We start from the raw sequence: 522 nt of genomic DNA, 5'->3' as shown, positions 1-522 counted from the left end.
CCTCTGGTCCGTGCAGCCTCCGAAGTTCCCCGCCGCCGCGACCCCGCCCCTGCGCCTGGGCCCGGCTCGCGCCAGCGAGGACGACCTGTGGCGCATCGTCTCCTTCGACGAGTCCAACGACCCCTCGCAGAACCTCACCGCGTCCTTCGAGGCCGCCCTCCAGCAGGTGGACGCCCACCTGGAAGCCCTCGTCCGCTCGGATGTAGGGGCAGCGGGGGACGCCAATGAATTCCTCGTCGAGGCCATCGTCGAGGCGACATTCGAGCCACTGCCTTCTCCGCGCTTCGCTGCCTTCCCCGGTGACAACGGGGGGGCTTCTGGCCAGACTGATGAGTCCGAGCTGTCCGGTGACCTGGACGACTGGGATTTTGACGAGGACGACGTGGCGGCCGAAGACCCCTCCAACCCCGACGAAGCCTCCAAGCTCCGGCGCCAGCGCCTCCTGCGCCGCGCCATGGAGAACATGGGTGCGCTCGGAGGACGCCCGCTCCCGCCCGCCTCCGCGCCCACCCCGGCGACGGG

The 522-nt window shown here is 70.7% G+C and carries 1 pseudogene; it reads left to right on the top strand.

The window, feature by feature from the left end:
- Positions 1-522 (top strand): annotated as a pseudogene (locus tag D7V97_RS43590) (molecular chaperone DnaJ); the annotation flags it as partial.

The organism is Corallococcus sp. CA053C (assembly GCF_003611675.1).
In the GTDB taxonomy this organism is placed as follows: domain Bacteria; phylum Myxococcota; class Myxococcia; order Myxococcales; family Myxococcaceae; genus Corallococcus.
This window is presented reverse-complemented; position numbering and strand designations above follow the sequence as displayed.